The sequence below is a fragment of the Galbibacter kalidii genome (genome assembly GCF_026241135.1).
Classification (GTDB): Bacteria; Bacteroidota; Bacteroidia; order Flavobacteriales; family Flavobacteriaceae; genus Galbibacter.
Map to the genome: position 1 here is coordinate 151,428 of NZ_JAPFGA010000013.1, position 7,926 is coordinate 159,353.

Below are 7,926 nucleotides of genomic sequence, written 5' to 3' on the forward strand. Positions count from 1 at the left end.
AAATTGTTTTTATTAATAGTGACATTTTGCACACTCGATTCCACCTAACTGAGCCACCGTCAATTCTTCAACACCATACTTCTTGGAAAGTTCTTCATGAATTTTGGTGTAATACTCATTCCCTTCCATCTTCACATTAGTCTCACGGTGACAGTTGATACACCATCCCATAGTTAACGGCGCATCTTGATGTAAGATTTCCATTTCCTGAACAGGACCGTGACATTCTTGACATGCAATTCTACCAACAGTTACGTGTTGAGAGTGATTGAAGTATGCGAAATCCGGTAAATTATGAATACGCACCCATTTTACAGGCTCTGTTTTTCCTGTGTAATCTTGAGTAGCAACATCCCAACCTACAGCTTTGTACAATTTGGCAATCTCACCATCGTAAAATTCTTTTGAATATTCTGCAGTTCCGGTTTCCGGAGCCACTTCAGGAATACTCTTGTGACAGTTCATACAAACATTCAAAGAAGGAATCCCCGATGTTTTGGAAACCCTTGCAGAAGAGTGACAATATTTACAGTCAATCCCGTTATCTCCGGCATGGATCTTATGTGAGAAGTGAATGGGTTGCACAGGTTGATACCCCTGATCTACACCTATTTGCATCATATAGCCAAAAGCAAAATAACCACTTCCGAGAAGCAAGACAATAGCAGAGACCAACATTAAGAACTGGTTCTGAACAAATGCCTTCCACAACGGAAGTCCTTTTTCTTTTTCAGGATACTCAACCCCATTGGCTTCAGCAATTCTTCTCAAGGTCTTGTTCACCAAGAAAAGCATCACGACCAAGACCCCAAAAACCAAGATCAAACCACCAAGAATGAGTTCGTTTCCTACACCTGAACCACCAGAAGCTCCCCCTCCTTGAGCAGCACCTCCTGTATCAGCCACTTTCGGCTCCGACTTCGGCTGCATGGTGTAAGCAATAATATTGTCAATATCGGCATCACTTAACTGAGGAAAAGCAGTCATCACAGACGGCTTGTATTCATCCCACAGCTTCACAGCCTCTTTATCTCCGGACTTGATCAAAGCCTGACTGTTTTTAATCCACGCATACAACCACTCCGTATCATGCTTGTCGCCTACACCTCTAAGCGCTGGTCCGGTCATCCTCCTATCGAGGTGGTGACAGGCAGCACAATATGTGTTGAACAGGGTTTTACCCGCTGCTGGATCTGCCTCTTGATCCTGTGCAAAAAGAGAACTTGAAAATGATAGCAGAAGCGCTAATCCGATACCTAAAATTCGCGAAGTTGAATTACGGCATATCACCTTTTTCATATTGGAATATGTATTTTCTATCATAAATTGGCACGATTATTACACTATATTGTGTGATAAACCGTTTTTTAAATCCGAGCACAAAAATACGACATAGACTCGATTTGGAAAACGTTCGAGAAGCGTTAATGATAATTTATATCAATTCTAAATAAAAAAGTTTGACTTAAAAAAAATATTAAATTTACATTTGCACAAAACAGCATTCATTATGAGATTATTAGCCTTTAAAAACTATTTTGTTTTATTGATTTTTACATTTGTTTTCAGTGGAATTACCCATGCTCAGGAGAGTGTTAAAACTTCTTCCAAGGAGGGTAAAATAAACATTGATCAAGACCCGAGAATTGAGAAACTTGTTGCTTACAAAGCCAAAATAAACAGTAGCAATACAAAAAGATACCGCATTCAAATCTATAACGGTACTCTGGAAGGTGCTCAAAAAGCCAAACAATCGTTCTCCAATCAGTTTGACGATATGAGTAGTGATATTTCCTTTGAAACACCTAACTATAAAGTAAGGGTAGGGAATTTCAGGACACGACTTGAGGCCGATCGACATCTCTTACAGGTAAAAGAAAAATACCCAAGTGCATTTCTCCTGGAACCATAAACCATAAAAAAAGCGGCCGAAAAGCCGCTTTTTTTTAACTATTAATTTACTCTTATTTGAGTTTCTTTTTTACTTCTACTTCCTGGAAGCATTCTACAATATCACCCACTTGGATATCGTTGTAATTCTTCACTTGAAGTCCGCAATCATAACCTTTTGACACTTCTTTCACATCGTCTTTAAATCGCTTAAGCGACTCCAACTCTCCTGTGAATATCACCACTCCGTCACGGATTAATCGTATACTGGAGTTTCTGTATATCTTACCATTGGTCACCATACAACCAGCAATGGTACCCACCTTGGATATCTTGAAGGTCTCCCTGATTTCTGCTGTTCCTGTGATCTCTTCTTTCAATTCAGGAGACAACATCCCTTCCATGGCATCTTTAAGATCGTTGATAGCATCGTAGATGATCGAATAGGTACGGATATCGATTTCTTCCTTATCAGCTATAGAACGTGCGTTACCCATCGGTCTTACGTTAAATCCGATAATAACAGCGTCTGAAGCCGATGCTAATAACACATCGGATTCTGTAATAGGCCCTACTGCTTTATGAATAATATTGATATGTATTTCTTCTGTTGAAAGTTTCTGGAAGGAATCTGTAAGCGCTTCAACTGAACCATCTACATCACCTTTCAAGATAATGTTAAGCTCTTTAAAGTCACCCAAGGCAATTCGTCTTCCAATTTCATCCAAGGTAATGTGACGTTGTGTCCTTACCGATTGTTCGCGTTGCAATTGTGTACGTTTGGCAGCAATCTGTTTTGCCTCCCTTTCGTCTTCATACACATTGAACTTGTCACCCGCCTGAGGTGCTCCATCCAATCCTAAAATCGAGATTGGCGTTGAAGGCCCTGCCTCTTTAACATCTTTTCCTCGTTCATCCTGCATAGCTTTTACCTTACCGCTATGCGTTCCTGCAAGCACATAATCTCCTATTTTCAGCGTTCCTCCCTGTACTAATATGGTCGACACATACCCTCTTCCTTTATCAAGGTAAGCTTCAACCACAGTACCATTCGCAATTTTATTCGGATTGGCTTCCAACTCAAGAAGTTCAGCCTCCAGCAATACTTTTTCAAGCAATTCCTGTACGCCTTGTCCTGTTTTAGCAGAAATGTCATGAGATTGTATCTTACCACCCCAATCCTCTACCAATAAATTCATATTGGCCAAGCTTTCTTTAATCTTATCTGGATTTGCCGTAGGCCTGTCCACCTTGTTGATTGCAAACACGATTGGTACTCCCGCTGCTTGTGCGTGACTGATCGCCTCTTTCGTTTGCGGCATCACATCATCATCTGCTGCAATCACGATAATTGCAAGGTCTGTTACTTGTGCACCACGAGCACGCATAGCCGTAAAGGCTTCGTGACCCGGTGTATCCAAAAATGTTATTTTTTGTTCATTTTTTAAGGTCACCCCATAAGCACCAATGTGCTGTGTAATTCCACCACTTTCCCCGGCAATTACATTCTCTTCGCGAATGTGGTCCAACAAGGATGTCTTCCCATGATCTACGTGACCCATCACGGTAACGATTGGTGCACGTGGCTCTAAATCTTCCGGTGCATCCTCTTCTTCAACAATAGTTTCTTCTATATCGGTAGTAATGAATTCGACTTCATAACCGAATTCATCAGCAATAATGGTCAATGTTTCCGCATCCAAGCGCTGGTTCATGGTCACCATCATTCCAAGCGACATACAAGCAGAGATAATTTGCGTTACCGAAACATCCATCAAAGTAGCGATTTCGTTGACCGTAACAAACTCGGTCACCTTCAATACCTTACTTTCTGCTGCTTGTTGTGCTAATTCTTCTTCTGTTTTTTGCTTGTGCGAATCTCTTTTCTCCCGACGGTATTTAGCACCTCTGGACTTAGTTGTTTTTCCTTGAAGTTTTTCAAGTGTTTCACGCACTTGTTTTTGCACTTCTTCTTCTGTAGGCTCAACTTTTTCTACTTGACGCCTGCCTTTTCCGCCGCGTTGGTTCTTGTCTCTGAATCGACCTCCTGCGGATTTGTTATTTGATCTTCCGCCGCCCTTATTGTCTTTGCTTATCCTACGGCGACGTTTTTTCTTATCATCTGAGGCTTTTTGTTTACCTCCGCCTTTTTTATCACCATCTTTAACGGTTTCCTTTTTCTTTTTGGGCTTGTTGAATTGAGAAAGGTCTATTTTTTCCCCTGTGAAGTTTGGCCCGGAAAGCTTGGTGTATTTGGTTTCTACTTGTTCAGAGTCTACCTCTTCACCATCTACAATTACCTTTTTGGTTTGTTTGGGATCTTCAGGCTTCTTCTCTTGAGGTGCTTTCTTTTCAGTTTTTGCCTCTTTTTTCTTCTTTACTTCCTCTTTTGGCGCTTTTTCTTTCGCCTTTTCCTTTGGTCTTTCTTCTTGCTTAGGCGCTTTTGCACTTTCGGCCGGCCTTTCTTCTTTCTTTTCAGGAGCTGACTCTTTCTTTTCAGATTCAAGGTCAATTTTACCAACCTTTTTAGGACCTGTCAAATTTGCTTTAGCCTTAACAATTTCTTGTTCTTCTCTTTGGCGTTTCAGCTCATTTTCTTTCTCCAGTTCCTGCCTGATCGCTTCTTTCTCCTTACGTTTTTCTTCCCCAACCTCTTTAGAAGCTACCTTTTTACTCCTGTCTGTTTGAAATTCGTCTAAGAGCACATTATACACCTCATCAGTTATCTTTGTGGTAGGTCGTGCCTCCACTTCATAACCTTTATCAGAGAGGTATTCTACCGCCCTGTCTAATGAAATGTTTAATTCCCTTAAAACCTTATTTAGCCTCAATTTTGCGCTTTCAGCCATAAAATATTTATTATCCTAAATTTTATTTATTCTAAAAATTAGTCTTCAAACTCTTCTTTAAGAATTCTGACTACTTCTAAAATTGTTTCTTCTTCCAGATCAGTTCTTCTCACCAAATCAGCTACTTCCTGGTCTAAAATACTTTTGGCCGTATCAAGGCCTATTTTTTTGAACTCTTCTATGATCCATCCTTCAATTTCGTCCGAGAATTCTGTAAGCTCTACATCTTCCTCAACACCTTCTCGAAGCACGTCTATTTCATAACCGGTCAATTGTCCTGCCAAGCGAATGTTGAACCCGCCTTTTCCAATGGCTTTTGACACCTCTTCCGGTTTTAAAACCACTTCGGCGTGCATAGTTTCATCGTTCAAAGTTACGGAACTTACCCTTGCCGGACTCAATGCCCTGCTAATAAATAGCTGCGGATTGCTCGTATAATTGATCACATCGATATTCTCGTTGCCCAATTCACGCACGATTCCGTGGATTCGCGATCCTTTCATTCCTACACAAGCTCCAACAGGATCTATTCTGTCGTCATAAGAATCTACGGCTACTTTAGCTTTTTCACCGGGTATTCTCACCACTTTTTTCACAGAGATCAAACCGTCAAAAACTTCCGGGATTTCCTGCTCGAACAATTTCTCGAGGAATTCCGGTGCAGTCCTGGACATGATGATCATCGGTTTGTTTCCTTTCAACTCTACCCCTTCAATGATCCCGCGAACGTTCTCTCCTTTTCTGAAAAAGTCTGAAGGAATCTGCTTGTCTTTCGGCAGGATGATCTCATTTCCTTCATCATCCAGCAAAATAACAGCTTTATGACGTATGTGATGTACTTCGGCAGTATAAATTTCACCAATAAGATCTTTAAACTGCTTGTATATGGTTGTATTGTCGTGTTCGTGTATCTTAGAGATCAGGTTTTGCCTTAAAGCGAGGATCGATCTTCTTCCCAAGTCAACCAGTTTTACTTCTTCAGACACATCTTCACCCACTTCAAAATCGGGCTCGATCTTTCTTGCTTTAGACAAGGATATCTCCTGATTGTCATCTTCCACTTCACCATCTGCCACTACAACTCGGTTTCTCCATATTTCCAAGTCACCCTTATCTGGGTTGATAATAATATCAAAATTATCGTCAGATCCAAATTTTTTCTTTAGCGCATTTCTGAATACATCTTCCAAAATGGCCATTAATGTCACACGATCTATGAGTTTATCGTCCTTAAACTCAGAAAACGATTCGATCAATGCAAGATTTTCCATGTCAATTTAATTTCTTAATTAAAAAGTTATCTTCACTTTAGCTTCCACGATATCCGCAAACGGGATCTCTTTTTCATATTTCACAGTCACTTTTCCTTTTCCGATAGGCTTGGGCTCTCTGGTTTTCCATTCGAGCTGTATACCATTTTCGGCAACCTGGGTCAGTGTCCCTTCATATTTCTCTTCAGATGTTTTCACCTGAAACTTTCTTCCTACATTTTTTTGAAATTGCCTGTTGTGTTTAACAGGCTCTGTAGCTCCCGGAGAAGTTACCTCTAATGAAAAGTCCACTTCCTCTCTGTCCAGATTGTGTTCTATATGCCTGCTTACGGCAATACAATCTTTTAAAGACACCCCTTGGTCGCCATCGATAATTATTTTGACCTTGTTGTCAGGAGTTACAGAAGAATCAATCAAAAAAAGTGATTGATTTTCTTCAAAAACTTCGTTTAAAAGCGTCGCTACTTTTTCCTTCAACATTCGAATTAGTATAAAAAGAGGGGACTTTTCGTCCCCTCTGAAATAGATTATTCACTTTCAACGCTGCAAATATACAATTTTTTTTAAACCTGTAAATACTAATTTGTTACTAATTTCTTTGCGGCACCTACGAGCAAAAACAAGACTTTGTCCTTGCTTTTGCTTTTTGTTAAATTCAAGAATCATGAATTGATTTTATGTAAATTAGTCAAGCTAATTAAATCCAACAATCATGAAAAAGCTTTCTATTTTAATTCTTTTTATATGTTTTTTAGGCTACTCACAAGAAAAATTGACCTATCAAAAACCTCCTGCTGAAATATTGGAGCTCGCTGATGTTCAATTGGCCCCTTCTGTTCGAATAAGCGATAATGGCAAATACATGGTTATGCTCTACCGCGACCGCTACAAAAGCATCCAAGAGCTCTCTGAACCTGAGTTGCGCTTGGCCGGTTTACGCATCAATCCGGTCACCAACATTGGTAGCCGAACAAGGTATTACAACAACATCAAGATAAAAAACCCTCATGATAAGGATGCTATCCAAATAAAAGGCCTTCCTGAAAACCCAAGGATTGCCAACCTGAGGTGGTCTCCGGACGAATCTATGATGGCTTTCACAAATACTACCAAAACCGGTGTCGAGCTTTGGGTTGCTGATTTAAAAAAACAATCTGCAACCCAATGACACTTTCAGAAAACAACTCGTTGCCAATGCCAAAGCTGCCATTGATGCCGTTGATCAACTGGGTTATATCGACAGGGAAAAAGTAGCTGTAGGCGGACATAGCTATGGTGCTTTCATGGTTGCCAACCTACTCTCGCACTCTGACCTTTTCGCTGCCGGAATTGCAAGGAGTGGTGCATACAACAGAACACTGACCCCTTTTGGGTTTCAAAGTGAAGAACGCAATTATTGGGAAGCTCCGGAAGTATACTACACCATGTCTCCTTTTATGCATGCCAACAAAATGAAAACTCCCTTGCTTTTAATCCATGGTGAAGCTGACAACAATTCGGGGACATATCCTATGCAAAGTGAACGTTATTTCAACGCTTTAAAAGGGTTAGGGGCAACTGTCAGACTTGTCATACTACCAAAAGAAAGTCATGGATATAGTGCAAAAGAAAGTACCCTGCATGTTTTATGGGAAGAAGACCAGTAGCTAGACACCTATGTAAAAAACAAAAAACCAATCAATAATGATTCAAAATAGTTAAGCAAGTTAAAAATCCTAAAAACATAAGGCTTAAAACAAAAAATCCCGCTCTAAAATGGAGCGGGATTTTCATTTATTTTTGTTGGCCTACAAGGACTCCCCTCGACAAGCTACACTTGGGATCATTCCTAAAAGTTGTGTGAGAATTGAAGTAAAGTTCGATCTTTGCAAAAAAAATACTTGCATTGGAATTATCACTAGACCTATTACGATTTA

The 7,926-nt window shown here is 40.2% G+C and carries 6 protein-coding genes and 1 pseudogene; 3 read left to right on the forward strand and 4 right to left on the reverse strand.

Annotated features, from left to right (window positions below):
- Positions 1 to 12 precede the first annotated feature (12 nt).
- The gene (locus OOZ15_RS13895; protein ID WP_265957035.1) at positions 13 to 1,299 is read right to left on the reverse strand and encodes a c-type cytochrome; all 1,287 of its coding nucleotides are present in this window, start codon (positions 1,297 to 1,299) and stop codon (positions 13 to 15) included.
- A 211-nt stretch (positions 1,300 to 1,510) separates the two neighbouring features.
- On the opposite strand from OOZ15_RS13895, the gene OOZ15_RS13900 reads away from it, so the two are divergent.
- On the forward strand, positions 1,511 to 1,912 hold the full coding sequence (locus OOZ15_RS13900; RefSeq protein ID WP_265957029.1) for an SPOR domain-containing protein: 402 nt from the start codon (positions 1,511 to 1,513) through the stop codon (positions 1,910 to 1,912).
- Positions 1,913 to 1,964: 52 nt separating this feature from the next.
- On the opposite strand, the gene infB is transcribed toward OOZ15_RS13900, so the two are convergent.
- Genes infB through rimP form a run of 3 tightly spaced genes read right to left on the reverse strand, consistent with a single transcriptional unit; the run spans position 1,965 to position 6,490 of the window.
- The gene (gene infB, locus OOZ15_RS13905) at positions 1,965 to 4,739 is read right to left on the reverse strand and encodes a translation initiation factor IF-2 (protein ID WP_265957030.1); all 2,775 of its coding nucleotides are present in this window, start codon (positions 4,737 to 4,739) and stop codon (positions 1,965 to 1,967) included.
- Between the two features lie 38 nt (positions 4,740 to 4,777).
- On the reverse strand, positions 4,778 to 6,010 hold the full coding sequence (gene nusA, locus OOZ15_RS13910) for a transcription termination factor NusA (protein WP_265957031.1): 1,233 nt from the start codon (positions 6,008 to 6,010) through the stop codon (positions 4,778 to 4,780).
- 18 nt (positions 6,011 to 6,028) lie between these two features.
- Positions 6,029 to 6,490: a ribosome assembly cofactor RimP gene (rimP, locus tag OOZ15_RS13915; protein ID WP_265957032.1), complete on the reverse strand. Its 462-nt coding sequence runs from the start codon at positions 6,488 to 6,490 to the stop codon at positions 6,029 to 6,031.
- Positions 6,491 to 6,722: 232 nt separating this feature from the next.
- On the opposite strand from rimP, the gene OOZ15_RS13920 reads away from it, so the two are divergent.
- Together OOZ15_RS13920 and OOZ15_RS13925 are read left to right on the forward strand one after the other, a co-directional pair.
- Positions 6,723 to 7,178: a hypothetical protein gene (locus OOZ15_RS13920; RefSeq protein ID WP_265957036.1), complete on the forward strand. Its 456-nt coding sequence runs from the start codon at positions 6,723 to 6,725 to the stop codon at positions 7,176 to 7,178.
- Positions 7,168 to 7,656 (forward strand): annotated as a pseudogene (locus tag OOZ15_RS13925) (alpha/beta hydrolase family protein); the annotation flags it as partial. The gene OOZ15_RS13920 and the pseudogene OOZ15_RS13925, both read left to right, overlap by 11 nt.
- Positions 7,657 to 7,926: the final 270 nt, after the last annotated feature.